Source organism: Rathayibacter sp. RFBD1 (genome assembly GCF_002932915.1).
Lineage (GTDB): Bacteria > Actinomycetota > Actinomycetes > Actinomycetales > Microbacteriaceae > Rathayibacter.
The window spans coordinates 200,455-212,693 of the sequence record NZ_PSWQ01000025.1 but is presented as its reverse complement, the minus strand read 5'-3'; the positions used below and the strand labels follow the sequence as shown (position 1 = coordinate 212,693).

Here is a 12,239-nt window from a genome sequence, read left to right as displayed (position 1 = left end):
CCGCGCACCCCCCGCCCGAAGCAGCCGCCCGCCCCGCCCTCGTCCGCGTGGATCGCAGGCGTCCGCGGCTCGGGCTTCACGCTGCTGGTGATGGGGATCATGATCCTGGCGGTGGTCGTGCTCGCCCCGAGCATCAAGAACTTCGTCGAGCAGCGCGCCGAGATCGCCGAGCTGCAGCGCTCGGTCGACGCGGCCAAGACCCAGGCGCAGAACCTCGACGAGCAGCGCACCCGCTGGTCCGACCCGGCGTTCATCCGTGCGCAGGCCCGCGAGCGGCTGTACTTCGTGATGCCCGGCGAGGTGAGCTACCTCGTGCTCGACGACGTGACGCTCGCCCAGCAGGCGCAGCAGCCCGCGAGCGACACGGTGCAGGAGACCCCGAGCGACTGGGCCGGCTCCCTGCTGTCCTCGATCGCGGTCTCGGGCCTCGGCGAGCCGACCGCCGACGAGCTGACACCGACTCCGTAGCTCCCGCCCGACCCCGTCGCTCCCGCCCGGCCCCGCGTACACTGGAGCGTCCTCCCGGCCGTCCGTCCTCTGGAGCCCCCGTGACCACGCCCCCCTTCGATCCGCCGTCCGAGCGCGACATCGCGGTCGTCTCCGCCCAGCTGGGCCGTCCCGCCCGGGACGTCGTCGGGATCAGCGCACGCTGCGTCTGCGGCGACCCGACGGTGGTCTCCACGAGCCCCCGCCTGTCCGACGGCACGCCGTTCCCCACCTTCTACTACCTGACCCACCCCGCCGCGACGGCCGCGATCTCGCAGCTCGAGGCCACCCAGGTCATGGTCGAGTACAACGCGATGCTCGCCGAGGACGAGGAGCTGCGCGAGGCGTACGCCGCTGCGCACCGGGCGTTCCTGGCCGACCGCGAGAGCGTCGGCTCCGTCCCCGAGATCGCGGGCATCTCCTCCGGGGGCATGCCCTCGCGGGTGAAGTGCCTCCACGCCCTCGCCGCGCACGCCCTCGCGGCGGGCCCCGGCGTCAATCCGATCGGCGATCTGGCCCTGGCCCGCGCCGACTGGTCTCCCGAGCGCTGCGCCTGCAGGCCGCTCGACGCGTAGCCGCTCCTACCGGAGCCACGGAGGCGCCACCACCGGCGCGCTCTTCGCTAAGCTGATTCCCAGTCGGGGTCAGTGCTGCCCACCGCATCGAGAGCGGGCACTTCGCATTGCGTGAGGGTGTTCGCATTGTCCATCCCTCTTGGAGAGTCAACCGTGCCCAGAATCCTGATCGTCGGAGGCGGCTACGCCGGCTTCTACACCGCGTGGAAGCTCGAGAAGCAGCTCCGCCCGCACGAGGCAGAGGTCACGATCGTCGACCCGCTGCCCTACATGGCGTACCTGCCCTTCCTCCCCGAGGTCGCCGCGGGGTCGATCGAGCCGCGCCACGCGATCGTCTCGCTCCGCCGCCACCTCAAGAAGACCGCGATCCTCGCCGCCAAGGTGACGAAGATCGACCACGCGAACCGCACCGCGACGATCACCCCGACCGTGGGCGAGCCCTACGAGTTCGAGTACGACCAGATCGTCGTCACCGCCGGCTCCGTCTCGCGCACCTTCCCGATCCCGGGCGTCGCCGACAACGCGATCGGCCTGAAGACGATCGAGGAGGCGACCGCGATCCGCGACCGCATGCTCACGAACTTCGACAAGGCCGCGTCGCTCCCCGCCGGCCCCGAGCGCTCGCGCCTGCTGACCGTCACGGTCGTCGGCGGCGGGTTCGCGGGCATCGAGGTCTTCGCCGAGCTGCGCTCCTTCGCGAGCGCGCTGCTCAAGCGCTACCCCGAGATCGACTTCGAGGAGACGCAGTTCCACCTCATCGAGGCGATGGGCCGGATCATGCCCGAGGTCGCCCTCGAGACGAGCCACTGGGTGCTGAAGAACCTCGACCAGCGCGGCGCCACCGTGCACCTCGACACGCAGCTCAAGTCGGCCGAGAACGGCGTCATCCAGCTGTCGACGGGCGAGAGCTTCGAGTCGGACCTCATCATCTGGACCGCGGGCGTCATGGCGAACCCGTCGATCAAGAACTCCGACCTGCCCATCGAGGAGCGCGGCCGCCTGCGCGTGCGCGCCGACCTCCGCGTCGGCCACGACGACGTGCTCGTCGAGGGCGCCTGGGGGGCCGGCGACGCGACGGCCGTCCCCGACCTCACCGGCGGCGGCGTCGGCGGCTTCTGCGTGCCGAACGCCCAGCACGCCGTCCGCCAGGGCAAGCTCATGGCCAAGAACATCACCGCGGTGCTCCGCGGCGAGGAGCCGGTCGACTACGTGCACAAGAACCTCGGCGCGGTCGCGGGCCTGGGCATCGGCATCGGCGTGTTCCAGTCCGGCAAGATCGCCGTGAAGGGCTTCCCCGCCTGGGTGATGCACCGCGGCTACCACGGTCTCGCCATGCCCTCGTGGGAGCGCAAGTTCCGCGTGGTCTGGGGCTGGTGGAACAACCTCTGGCTCGGCCGCGACATCGCCTCGATCGAGGCCCGCGAGTACCCCCGCGGCTCCTTCGAGACCTACGCGTCGCGTCCGCGTCCGGCGGCCCCGGCCGCCGAGGCTCCGGCCGCGCAGGCCCCGGCGCAGATCCCCGGCCAGGCCGGTGCTCCGGTCCCGGTCGGCGGCGAGCCCGCCAAGTCCTGACACCGCCGCCGGGAGGGTCGCTCCTCCCGGTGGTCGCCCCCATAGCCCAATCGGCAGAGGCAGACGACTTAAAATCGTCTCAGTCTGGGTTCGAGTCCCAGTGGGGGCACTCCGTCCGACGTGCCGCTCTCTAGGCGGCGCGGGCGTGCGCGCTGCGTCGAGCGGGCTCGAGCAGCCCGGCCTCGAGGGCCTGGGTGATCTCGCCCGGGGTGCAGTCGGCGCAGAGCACGACGAGCTCCTCCTCGGTGTCGCGGCCGCCGGAGCGGTCGAGGACGACGGCGTCGGTTCCGCAGAGTGCGCATTCGATCATGCGGGTACCGTACGTCCGACCTCCGACATGCGCGCGGCAGCGCCCCGGCGCGTCCCGCCCGGATCCGGCAGGGCGCCGGGCGCGCCTCCGGACCGGTCGTCCGTGCGGCCGGAGGAGCCCGGTGTTCGGGAATCGGACGAGGATCCCGCGCGCCCGCGCCGCCTCGCCTAGAGTCGTCACCGGGCGGTTCCGCGCCCGGGCGCCCGCGTCCGGATGCGAGCCGCCCGGTCCACGGCGGGCGCCGGAACGGTCCCGCTTCTCGTGCCCGCGGGCACCGTCATGCACCGCCCGGCGACGGGCGGCCGGGAGGCCCCCATGGGGAAGCTGCTCTACGGAGCCTCGGGAGTCGAGATCGAGTTCGACGACCGCACGCTCACGCACGTCCAGATCGTCATCGCCAACAAGCTGCGCCGCCGCGAGAGCTTCTTCTTCTCCTGGCGGGACGACCCCGCGGTCGGCGACGGCCGCTCGAGCATCTGGCTCGACCCCTCCGTGCCCCTCTACTTCAAGTACTTCGGCGGTCGGGTCCCCTCGATCAACCGCACCTGGATCGACCTGCTGACCGTCTCTGCGAACTCGTCCGGCGGGCTGCAGCTCGTGCAGGAGCCGGACGCCGCCCCCACCCCGCCGCCGAAGGGCGAGCAGGGCGCCTGACCCCCACCCGCCACGCCCCGGAGAAGAGCCCCATGCAGCGCGACGTCTCGGCCCACCTGACCCTCGACGTCGCGGCTCCGGCCGCCCTCGTCCTCTCGATCGCGGTGGCCGACGCGTACGGGGCGGAGGAGTCGCTGACGCTCACCGTCGACGGCCGCCCGCTCCCCGCTCGCGAGGTGATCGACCAGCACGGCACCCGGCTGCACGTGCTCGACGCGCCGGTCGGCCACCTCGTCGTGGACTACTCCGCGCGCGTCCTGGGACGCCTCGCTCCGCTCGAGGGCGACGAGGTGGACCGGCTGCGGTACCTGCGGCCGAGCCGCTACGCCGAGTCGGACGTGCTGTGGGCGACGGCCCGGGCCGAGTTCGCCGGCCTGGCCGGGGCGGACCTCCTGCACGCGGTGAGCTCCTGGGTCGGCACGCGGCTGGCGTACGTCCCCGGCTCGAGCCTTCCGACGGACGGGGCCGAGCGGACGCTGCTCGCCCGCCGCGGCGTCTGCCGCGACTTCGCGCACCTCGTCGTCGCCCTCCTCCGGGCGCTGGACGTGCCCGCCCGACTGGCGGCCGTGTACGCGCCGGGACTGCAGCCGATGGACTTCCACGCGGTTGCCGAGGCCTGGATCGAGGGGGAGTGGCGGGCGGTCGACGCGACGACGCTCGCGCCGCGGTCGAGCCTCGTGCGGATCGCGACGGGACGCGATGCGGCCGACACCGCGTTCCTCGGCGTCTACGGCGGCATCGCGACGCTGCGCGAGCTGACCGTCGGCGCCGTGGCCGACGTGCTGCCGGGCGACGACCTCGACCGGCCCGTCTCGATCGGCTGAGCGGGCGGCCGAGGCCGGCTACTCCGACTCGACGAAGCGCCGCCAGGCCCAGATCGACGTGCACACCGCGCTGAAGGCGACGACGGCGAAGAGCACCGGACCCGCTCCGCCGTCGGTCGACCAGGACGCGATGGTCGGGGTGAGCAGCACGAACAGCACGGTCGTCGCGAGGAGCGTGAGCCCGAGCCAGAGCAGCGGGGACCAGCGCAGGATGCTGCGGCCGGCGGGGCGCCCGACCGGGAACAGCAGCACCACGCTCGAGCCGACCGAGATCAGCGTGGTCGCGCTGAGCACCTCCGCGGCGAGCACGGAGCCGAACGAGCCGTCGGGCGGGACCACGGCGGAGGCGCCCCAGGCGAGTCCGGCGAGACCCAGCAGCGAGACGACGCGGACGGTGGAGAGCTTCGCGCGGTCGACGGCGGACGCGCCCTCGGGGAGGACGAGGCCGATCACCACGCCGAAGAGGAGCGCCGGGTCCAGTCCCGCGAAGCGCGAGACGAGAGCGGCCGCCGCGACCAGGAGCAGCGCGCGCGGAGCGGCGACGACGCCGATCCCGCTGACGCCGATCCGCCGGCCGACCAGCGCGGGGACGGCGGCGGCGACCGCGTTGACCACGGCGACGGCCACGATGACGGCGATCAGCAGGCGCAGGTAGGCGGGCTGGCCGTCGACGCGTCCCGAGAGCAGGACGAGGCCGGCTGCGCAGCCGATCATCCCGACGACCATCAGGCGCGGCGAGGCGGGACCGGTGTCCGGCTTGTCGTCGTACTCGACGGCGGCGCGGTTCCGGCCCGTGAGGTGCCAGCTGCGCTCGGCGCGGGGCGCGCGCCCGGCCGCGGCGAGGCGGGCCGGCACGACGACCAGGGCGAGCGAGAGCAGAGCGAGGGCGAGGGAGCGCATCCAGTCGGCCATCGAGACGACGGGCGATCCGGCGGACAGCGCGGTGGTCATCCCGGTCGCCGCGCTCCAGCCGCCCGGCTCGGATCCGGCGTCGGGGGCGGGCTGCGGCGGCACGTCACCGCCGTCCAGGTCGGGAGCCGGGACCGGCGCTGCGGTGGGCTCGGCGGTCGGCTCGTCCTCGGGCGCGGGCGCGGTCTCCCCGGGGCGGACGGGCGACGGGGACGCAGTCGGCGCCGCACTGCTCGGAGCGGGAGACGCGGCGGCCCCGGGCGCGGTGGGCGCGGCTCCGGGGGCGGCCGGCGTCGTCGCGCTGGGCGTGCCGGTGGGAGCGGTCGTCGCCGCCGCGAAGGTCACGTCGATCCAGGGGCTCGGCGGACTGTAGTTGCCGGCGCTGTCCCCGGCGATGGCGGAGACCCTGTGCGCGCCCGCCGTGATCGTGCCGCCGGTGCAGCTCCAGGCGCCTCCGCTGACCGCCGCGTCGCAGGTGTTGACCCGGTCGACGTACACGTAGGCGCGGGTGCCGTCCACGCCCGTCCCGGAGTAGGACGCGCCGCTGAGCGGCAGGGCGGTCCCGTCCGACGGCGAGGTGAGGGCGGGGGCGGCAGGAGCAGCGGTGTCGACCACGAGGGTCACCGGCGCGCTGGCCGGCGAGGCGGCGCTGCCGGCGAAGGAGGCGGTCTGCGTCGCGGTGACGCGGTAGCTGCCCGGCGCCGGAGTGGGGGCGAGCTGGCAGAACCACGCGCCGCCGGAGTCGGCGGTGGCCAGGCACGCGGCGCCGCCGTTCGAGACCGCGGCGACGCTCGCGCCGGGGTAGGCCGTGCCGCGGACCGAGCCCGCGGAGGTCGCCGAGCCGTCGACCGACTCGATGACGGGGGCGCTGAGGACGGCGATCGGGACGGCGGCCGAGGTGGTCCCGCCGCCGGCGAGGAGCTCCACCGCGACCAGGGTCGCCGGCCCGTCGTCGAGGGAGACGGCGCAGCTCCAGCCGCCGTCGGGGCCCGCGGTGGTGATGCAGAGGGGGTCGCCGCCGCCGCGGAGCCCGATCTGCACCTGGTCCCCGGCCGTCGCCGTGCCGGTGACCGTCGTCGCTCCCGTGCTGAGGACCGCGCCGGAGGCGGGAGCGGTGATCGCGAGAGCGGCGGCCTGCGCGGCCGGCGCGGCCAGGCCGGAGACGGAGGCGACGGCCGCGAGGAGCACCAGCAGCAGGGCGGCCGTGCGCCGCGGGGATCGGCGGAGTCGGGGCACCGGCACGACCGGTGAACCCCCCGGTACTGCCACGTCGACGCCCGATTTCACGATGCGTCCATTGCACGGGGGCAGGGGGGAGCTGTCAAGCGCGCCGCACCACTGTTCCCGGATGTACACCATCCGGAGGAGGCGTCTCAGCCGGTCGGGGGAGTCGGGGAGATCCGGGAGAGCGCTTCCGCGAGAATATACCCGTCGATCAGATCCGGAGGACAGTGGAATGCGCGAAGACGAGGCCCGCGGGCGCGATCGGCGGGAGGTGCGCGTCGAGGCCGCGCGCTTCGACGATCCGCGCGAGCTGGGCGCACTCCTGCCGCCGGGGCTGCGCATCGGACTGGCGCAGAGCGCCTTCCAGACGGAGGGCTCCCTCGAGACGGGCGGCCGGGGCCGGTCGGTGTGGGACGACTTCGCGCTGCGACGGGGGACGATCGCCGAGGAGGCCACTCCCGAGATCGCGACGGACTTCCTCCTGCGCTGGCGCGAGGACCTCGCGCTGCTGGTCGATCTCGGCGTCGACGAGCTCCGGCTATCGGTCTCCTGGCCCCGGCTGCAGCCCGACGGACGCGGGCCGATCGACCGCGGAGGGCTCGGCTTCTACGATCGCCTGCTCGACGGGCTCGCCGAGACGGGGATCCGGGTCGCGCTGACCCTGCACCACCGCGACACCCCGTCGGCGCTCAGCGGCGGCTGGATGAACCGCGACACCGCGTTCCGCTTCGGCGATCTCGCCTTCGAGCTCGGCGGGCGGTTCGGCGACCGGGTCGCCGACTGGATCACCCTCGACCAGCCGTCGACGGTGATGCTCGAGGGCTACGCGCTCGCGCGGCAGGCGCCGGGCGCCGGCCGGCTGTTCAGCGCCCTGCCGGCGCTGCACCACCAGCTCCTCGGGCACGGCGTGGCGCTGGAGGCGCTGCGAGCGGCGGAGGTGACCGGGAGGATCGGCCTCGTCGACGCGCTCGCGCCGGTCGAGCCCGCCTCCGACGACGACCGGGACCGCGCCTTCGCCTCCCTGGCGGACATCCTGCGGAACCGCCTGGTGGCCGACGCCGTGCTGACCGGGTCCTACCCGGTCGGACCGGAGGAGCTGCCGCCGTTCCTCGGCGCCCTCGCGCAGGCGGATCCGGTCGACCTCGCGCGCATCTCGGCTCCGCTCGACTTCTACGCGGTCGCGCCGCTGCCGCCGCTGCGGATCGTGTCGGGCCGCGACCCGGCGCTGCCGACCGGGGTGGGCGCTCCTCCCGCGCTCCCCTTCCACACGGCGCCCTGGCCGGAGCTGGACCGCACGGGCGACGGGTCGCCGGTCGCACCCTGGGCGGTGGTCTCGGTGCTGCGGTCCCTCATGGAGCGCTACGGCGACGCCCTGCCGCCGCTGGTGGTGACCGCGCTCGGCGCGAGCTACCCCGACGAGCCCGATCGCGAGGGTGCGGTCGTCGACACGGAGCGGATCCGCTGGCTCGGGGCGCACCTGGCCGCTCTCGCCGAGGCCGTCCACGACGGACTGCCGGTGGAGGCCGTGCAGCTCTGGACCCTGGTCGACGCGTTCGAGTGGCAGCACGGCTACAGCCGCCCGCACGGGCTCGTGGCCGTCGACACGCGCAGCCGGGACCGCGTGCCCAAGGCGTCGTTCGACTGGCTCCGGCGCGTCCTCGACGCCCGCTCCTGACGCGGGGGCGTGCGAGACTGCCGCCGTGCGCAGCATCCTCGCCCTCGCCTCCGTCCTCCACGCCGACCCCGCCCCGGTGCTCGCCGCCCTCGCGGACGTCCTCGCCGCCGACGGCGCGTACGAGCGGCGGGGGAGCGGGCTCGAGCGCCGGCTCCCCGTGCTCGGCGTCGAGCAGTGGCGGGTCCTGGCGGACGAGGAGGGGGCCCGGGTCGAGTGCGAGCTGGTCGCCGCACCCGCCTCGTCGGCGCTCGCCGGGGTCCTCCTCCGGCGACGGATCCGCGAGGCGCCGGACCGGTTCCGTGTGGTCGTGACCGCGGTCGCCGACGCGGTGGAGTGACGCTCCGGGGACGCCCGCGCGGGTCCGCTCCGCCGCCCGCTCTCCGCTCCGCCCGCCGCCCCGCCCACCGGACAGCTCGGAGGAGCCAGAGGCAGATGGCAGGAACAGGGATGAACAAGGGTCGAGGGGCGCGCGGCAGTGACGACGAGATCGTCTACCGCCGCCACGCGAACGGACGCGGCATGGTCGCTCCCGGATCGCGCGTCTCGGCGACCGCGTACGTGGAGACCGGCGCCTACGTGGAGCCCGGCGCGACCGTGGGCGAGCGCGCCTGGATCGGCGCGGGCAGCTGGGTCGACCGCGACGCCATGATCGGGCACAGCGCCTTCATCGGCGCGAACGTGCACGTCGGGCCCGAGGCGATCATCGGACCGGGGGCGCGGATCGGGAGCTACTCCCGCATCGGACGCTCGGCCGTGATCGCGACCGGCGCCCGCATCGACCGCGACACCGTGGTGCCCGACGGCGCCCGGAAGGGCATCGACGAGGCGAGCGAGAGCGGCCGCCGCGCGGCCTGACCCCCACGACCCTGTTCCGCCGGCTCCCCGGAGCGGCGGAATAGGGTCGTTCCATGTTCGAACTCCACCACCTCAGCGCCCAGGAGCAGTGGGACTGGCTGCAGCGCGGAGAGGTCACGCCTCTCGAGCTCGCCGATCACTACCTCGCCCGGATCGAGCGCTGGAACGGGGAGCTGGGCGCCTTCGCCACGGTGACCGCCGATCGGGCGCGGGAGCGGGCATCAGCGCTCGGCACCGGGCCCGGAACCGCTCCGCTCTGGGGCCTGCCGAGCGGCGACAAGGACCTCTGGCGGCGCGCGGGCGTGCGGACCGCATTCGGATCCCGGCTGCGCGAGCACCACGTGCCCACCGCCTCCGACGAGATCGTCGAGGTGCTCGACGCGGCGGGAGCGGTCAGCCTCGGCAAGACCGCGGCGCCCGAGTTCGGGATGCCCTCCTACACCGAGACGCGCATCGGCCCGCCCGCCGTCACGCCCTGGGACACCCGCCTCGGGGCCGGCGGATCCAGCGGAGGAGCGGCGGTCGCCGTCGCCGCGGGACTGCTGCCGTTCGCCCCCGCCTCGGACGGCGGCGGGTCCATCCGCATCCCCGCCGCGGCCTGCGGCCTGGTGGGACTGAAGCCCTCCCGCGGACGCGTCGCCGCGCTCTCCGGCATCGGCGGGGTCGGCGGCCTGACGGTCGCCGGGCCGATCACCCGCTCGGTCGCCGACGCGGGCCTCCTGCTCGAGGGCATGCTGGAGCGGACGAACGGCCGCCTTCCGCAGCGCTGGTCGCTCGGCGCGCCCGGTGACGGCGACGGCTCGTTCCTCGGCGCCGCGGTGCGCGGAGAGGGGCGCTTCCAGATCGGCGTGCTGACGGACTCGCCCTGGGACGAGGAGTACGAGATCGCTCTCGCTCCGGAGGCGCGCGCCGCGCTGGACGAGGGGATCGCCGCGCTGGCCGCCCTCGGCCACGGGCTCGAGGAGGCGTCGCTGCCCCCGAGCGCCCCGTACCCCGCCGCGTTCCGGACGCTGTGGCAGAGCGGCGCCGCGACCCTGCCCGTCGAGGGCGCGGACCTCGATCTGCTGGAGCCGCTGACCCGCTGGCTGGTGGAGGAGGGACGCCGGCGCTCCGCCCGCGAGATCGTCGAGGCGGCGTCCTGGCTCTCGGGCTACGAGCGCGCGGTGATCGCGGCGTTCTCCGGCGTCGACGCGGTCCTGACGCCGTCGCTGGCGATGACGCCGCGTCCCGTCGGCTGGTACGACCTCGAGGATCCCGAGCGCAATTTCGAGCAGCAGTGCCTCTACACGCCGTACACGTCCTTCGTGAACGTGAGCGGCCTCCCCGCGATCACCCTTCCGCTGAGCACCACGGAGGAGGGCCTGCCGATGGGAGTCCAGCTGATCGGGCGACCCGGCGGCGAGGCGACGCTGCTGGCGATCGGCGCGCAGCTCGAGCGGCGGGCGCGCTGGCAGAGGCGGCACCCGCCGCAGTGGTGACGGGGGAGGCTGCAGTGGTGACGGGTCCGGGCGCGGCCGCACGGCGGATGGTCAGGGTCCGGCTCTGGTCACTGAGGTAAGCCTTGCCTATACTCGAACACGATGTGCATGTTCGAGGACCGCGACGGCTCCGCGCCGGTCGACGTGAAGCAGTTCCTGATCGCGGGCGACGAGACCGTCGTGCCGTGGATCCAGAGCATCCTCGACGCCCTCCCCGCGAACGCCCGCGGCCAGGTCTTCGTCGAGGTCGACGACGCGCGCGGACTGCCGCCGCTCGCCGCCCCCGGACGGGTCTGCGTCACCTGGCTCGGCCGCTCCGAGCGCTCGGGCGCCCCCGGCACCGGTGAGCGATGCTCCCGCGGAGTCGCACTCGACCGCGCGGTCCGGGCCTGGGTCGGCGAGATGTCGGTCGTCGACGGCGACTACCCGTGGGCCGACGACCGCCACGACTTCTGCGCCTGGATCGGCGGGGCCGGCCCCGTCGTCGCCGAGCTCGCCGCCGACGTCGAGGCGCGCCTGCGCACCTCCGCCGAGCACGCCGCGCGCTGACCGTCCGCCGGGCGTCCCGGCTGAGTGTTAGGCAAGGCTTACCTTCTGTGCGAGACTGAGGCGATGCCTCCGACGACCGCCGCCCCCGCCCGACCGGCCTACCGGCCGTACCTCGCGACCGTCGCCGCAGCGACCCGGATCGCCCCGCACTTCATCCGCGTGACCCTCACCGGCACCGGCCTCGACCACGTCGGCTGCACCGGCCCCGACCAGCGCATCAAGCTCGTCGTCCCCACCGCCGCCTCCGACGCCCCCGCCTTCCTCGCCTCCGTCTCGGACCCCGACGGACCCGACGGACTCGACCCCGACTGGTACGGCCGCTGGCGACAGCTCCCCGACGAGCTCCGGAACCCGCTCCGCACCTACACCATCCGCGCCGTCCGCCCCGAGGACGCCGAGGTCGACATCGACTTCGCCGCCCACGGCGACACCGGACCGGCCTCCGCCTGGGTTGAGAGCGCCCGCGCCGGTGACCAGATCGTCATCATCGCGCCCGACACGCGCTCCGACCTCCCCGGCGGCGGAGTCGAGTTCCACCCCGGCGCCGCCACCTCCCTCCTCCTCGCCGGCGACGAGACGGCCGTCCCCGCCATCGCCGCGATCCTCGAGAGCCTCCACGACGACGCCACCGGAGCCGCGTTCCTCGAGGTCCCCACCGCCCACGACCGCCTCCCGCTCCGCCACCCCGCCGGCGTCCACGTCACCTGGATCGTCCGCGCCGACGCGGCAGCCCCCGGAGCGGCCCTCGGCGACGCGGTCCGCGCCTGGGCCACCCGCTTCCTCACCGCCCACCACCGCGGCGTCGACGTCAGCGACATCGACGTCGACCACGAGATGCTCTGGGAGGTCCCCGACGAGAGCACCGACCCCGGCCTCTACGCCTGGATCGCCGGAGAAGCCGGCGCCGTGAAGCTGATCCGCCGCTGCCTCGTCACCGAGCTCGGACTCGACCGGAAGCGCGTGGCGTTCATGGGGTACTGGCGCCTCGGCCGCCAAGAGTCCAACTGACCCGGAGCGCCGCAGGGCGACGTTCTGCGGCGTTGTCGTCGGGCGCGATACCGCCGGTATCGCTTCCTCCTCCGCCTTGCAGAACGACGCCCTGCGACGCTCCGGGCGCTGCTCGTAGGG

General features: G+C 74.6%; 13 protein-coding genes and 1 tRNA gene. 12 read left to right on the top strand and 2 right to left on the bottom strand.

What is annotated here, in order from left to right; genetic code table 11:
• The 4 genes from C5D50_RS14945 to C5D50_RS14930 all read left to right on the top strand — a co-directional run.
• A partial coding sequence (locus C5D50_RS14945; protein ID WP_104289027.1) for a septum formation initiator family protein occupies positions 1–468 on the top strand: 468 nt, incomplete at its 5' end.
• Between the two features lie 80 nt (positions 469–548).
• Positions 549–1,061 carry a DUF501 domain-containing protein gene (locus C5D50_RS14940; protein ID WP_104227430.1) on the top strand — a complete coding sequence of 171 codons (513 nt, stop codon included), beginning with the start codon at positions 549–551 and terminating at the stop codon, positions 1,059–1,061.
• 153 nt (positions 1,062–1,214) lie between these two features.
• Positions 1,215–2,633 (top strand): NAD(P)/FAD-dependent oxidoreductase, encoded by a 1,419-nt coding sequence (locus C5D50_RS14935; RefSeq protein ID WP_104225019.1) that lies wholly within the window; start codon positions 1,215–1,217, stop codon positions 2,631–2,633.
• A 35-nt stretch (positions 2,634–2,668) separates the two neighbouring features.
• Positions 2,669–2,742: transfer RNA gene (locus C5D50_RS14930), tRNA-Leu, on the top strand.
• A gap of 21 nt (positions 2,743–2,763) precedes the next feature.
• Here C5D50_RS14930 and C5D50_RS14925 read toward each other — a convergent pair.
• Complete coding sequence (locus C5D50_RS14925) at positions 2,764–2,943, bottom strand: hypothetical protein (RefSeq protein WP_104225020.1); 180 nt, start codon at positions 2,941–2,943, stop codon at positions 2,764–2,766.
• Between the two features lie 315 nt (positions 2,944–3,258).
• Here C5D50_RS14925 and C5D50_RS14920 point away from each other — a divergent pair, with 315 nt between their 5' ends.
• Complete coding sequence (locus tag C5D50_RS14920; protein ID WP_068211888.1) at positions 3,259–3,597, top strand: ATP-dependent DNA ligase; 339 nt, start codon at positions 3,259–3,261, stop codon at positions 3,595–3,597.
• Positions 3,598–3,629: 32 nt separating this feature from the next.
• On the top strand, positions 3,630–4,421 hold the full coding sequence (locus C5D50_RS14915; RefSeq protein ID WP_104283852.1) for a transglutaminase family protein: 792 nt from the start codon (positions 3,630–3,632) through the stop codon (positions 4,419–4,421).
• An 18-nt stretch (positions 4,422–4,439) separates the two neighbouring features.
• Here C5D50_RS14915 and C5D50_RS16385 read toward each other — a convergent pair whose 3' ends face one another.
• A complete protein-coding gene (locus C5D50_RS16385; protein ID WP_181137357.1) occupies positions 4,440–6,566 on the bottom strand; it encodes a hypothetical protein in 2,127 nt (708 codons plus the stop codon).
• Positions 6,567–6,786: 220 nt separating this feature from the next.
• On the opposite strand from C5D50_RS16385, the gene C5D50_RS14910 reads away from it, so the two are divergent.
• The 6 genes from C5D50_RS14910 to C5D50_RS14885 all read left to right on the top strand — a co-directional run bounded on the left by C5D50_RS14910 (position 6,787) and on the right by C5D50_RS14885 (position 12,119).
• The gene (locus tag C5D50_RS14910) at positions 6,787–8,229 is read left to right on the top strand and encodes a glycoside hydrolase family 1 protein (protein ID WP_181137356.1); all 1,443 of its coding nucleotides are present in this window, start codon (positions 6,787–6,789) and stop codon (positions 8,227–8,229) included.
• A 25-nt stretch (positions 8,230–8,254) separates the two neighbouring features.
• Positions 8,255–8,566: a hypothetical protein gene (locus C5D50_RS14905; RefSeq protein WP_104283850.1), complete on the top strand. Its 312-nt coding sequence runs from the start codon at positions 8,255–8,257 to the stop codon at positions 8,564–8,566.
• A 110-nt stretch (positions 8,567–8,676) separates the two neighbouring features.
• Entirely contained in the window at positions 8,677–9,084 is a 408-nt protein-coding gene (locus C5D50_RS14900) for a transferase (RefSeq protein ID WP_104334124.1), read from the top strand.
• Between the two features lie 53 nt (positions 9,085–9,137).
• Positions 9,138–10,562, top strand: coding sequence for an amidase (locus tag C5D50_RS14895; protein WP_104250108.1), 1,425 nt, complete (start codon positions 9,138–9,140; stop codon positions 10,560–10,562).
• A 102-nt stretch (positions 10,563–10,664) separates the two neighbouring features.
• Complete coding sequence (locus C5D50_RS14890) at positions 10,665–11,111, top strand: SIP domain-containing protein (RefSeq protein WP_104283849.1); 447 nt, start codon at positions 10,665–10,667, stop codon at positions 11,109–11,111.
• A gap of 63 nt (positions 11,112–11,174) precedes the next feature.
• Positions 11,175–12,119, top strand: coding sequence for a siderophore-interacting protein (locus C5D50_RS14885; protein WP_104289026.1), 945 nt, complete (start codon positions 11,175–11,177; stop codon positions 12,117–12,119).
• Positions 12,120–12,239: the final 120 nt, after the last annotated feature.